1 protein-coding gene is annotated in these 1,955 nt (G+C 67.8%); it reads right to left on the minus strand.

What is annotated here, in order from left to right:
* Window positions 1-78 precede the first annotated feature (78 nt).
* Window positions 79-1,770, minus strand: a complete 1,692-nt coding sequence (gene tnpC / locus AC08OU_RS23615) for an IS66 family transposase (protein WP_476605849.1) — start codon at window positions 1,768-1,770, stop codon at window positions 79-81.
* Between the last annotated feature and the right edge of the window lie 185 nt (window positions 1,771-1,955).

A 1,955-nucleotide genomic window follows, 5' to 3' on the forward strand; every position in this document is an offset into this window, starting at 1 on the left:
GTAAGTACTCGGAAGTCCTGTGAGGGCATGCCGATGGCCGGCGTGGCGGGGTCGGCCGCGCCGGGGTGGTGCGGGGGGTCAGCTGGGCTGTGGTGGTGGTGAGGGTGGTTGTGTCCAGGTGCGGAGGTCTTCGGGGTCGGCGTTCCAGGGCAGGAACCGTTCAAGATCGGAACCTGTGAGGGGTTTGCCGTTGTTACGGCCGCAGGCGTCGAGGTAGGCGGTGAGCCAGGTCAGGACGTTCAACCCGGCCATCTGCGCGGTCGCGGTGACGGTCCAAACGGTCGCGGCGAGCCGAGCGGTGTCGTCGTTGTGCGAGCCGCGGGCGTTCTTGCGGGTGACGACGGGGCCACGGATCGCGCGTTCTGCCCTGTTGTTATCCAGCTCGATCATCGGGTAGTCGCGGTGCGCGATCAGCCCGGCCCATTCCCGGTCCAGGGTGGCCAGGGCCTTCTTCGCCGGCTCTTTCAGTCCGGGCATGGCCATCTGCTTGCGGCGGGTTTCGTCGATCGTGGTGATCGCGGTGTCCCAGCCGGTGTACGCCTCGGCGAGGCGGACCACGGCGCTGCTGTCACCCGGTGCGGGGGCCGCGGCGTGCGCCCAGGCCGCCATCAACTCGTCATGGGCGCGGTACAGGTCCCGGATCAGCTGCAACCAGGACTGCGCCCAGTACTGCAACTGGGTCTTGTTGGCGTCGCCGGCGCGCACGAAGTGTCTTCTCACGTGGGCCCAGCAGTACAGGTTGACCAGCCCGTCGGCTTTACGGCCTGCGGACTGGTACACGGCGTAGAAGTCGCTGGAGATGACCAGGCGTCGCGGCCCGCCGTCATCGCCGTCGAGCAGTTGCCCCGTGCTCTCGTCGATACCGGCATGGCGGGCCAGCACCGTCGCGGCCCTGCTGGGATCCATCACGAAACACACGGTGTCCGCGCCGATGAACACCCACAGCCAGAACTTCGTCGGGCCGTCACCGGAATCCGGGGCGAACACCCGCCACGTGGTCTCATCAGCGTGCAGGTGCCAGGAATCCCGCGACCGGGCGACGATCGCCTCTTCGAGGGGCACCAGTAGCGCCCCGGCCTGCGCACACGTGCCGGCCAGCGTCGCCGGTGAGATGGTCGCACCTTGGCGGCCCAGACCGGTCACCAGGGAGTTCATACTGCGACCCGCAACATAGCGTTCGGTGAACAGCATCGCGATGAACCCGTTGGCGAACAACCCTTTACCGATCGCCTTCGGCGGGCCTGGTGCCATCACCGTGGCCGGCACCCGACACGAACAGCCACGTTTGTACCGGCGACGGCGGTGTACCACCACCCGGACGATCACCTGCCAGTCCAACTGCTCCCCGGACACGTGATCACCCAGCACCGTGAACGGCTGTGCACACCGCGGGCAGCAGTACCCGCCCTCATCGAAGTCGAAGAACATCTCCACCCGCGGCAGGTCCGAGTAGTCACGCCGCCCCGCCCGCGCCCCCGGACCCCGAGCCTTACCCGAACCACCACCGTTCGAGCCCTGCTCAGCGCCGGCATCGACAGCCTCACCCCCGCCGCCCGCGTCACCGACATCACACGATTCCGGACGCGAGCGCTCCGACGAACGCCCGAACACCATCCGCTGCAACACCGCAAGATCCGCCCGTAACCGCTCCAACTCGCCGGCCTGCCGCGCGTTCTCGGCCCGCAGCACAGCGTTCTCGGCCCGCAGCTCGGCCACCAGCCGCGTCAACTGCTCATTCGCCGCCAGCACGGCAGCGAGCACGTCCTCCACAGACGCCGCAGCACCCTGCGAATCCAGAACATCGCCCGCCACCACTGTCACGCGGCACAGCAAACACCATCGACCACCACAGATCACGCACCCCCACGCGACCAGCGTGTGGCAACCCGGACTCAAACCCCGCAACACTCCAGGGTGGACGCCGACACACCCGTCACAGGACTTCCGAATACGTA

This window comes from Frankia sp. CcMO1 (assembly GCF_977945845.1).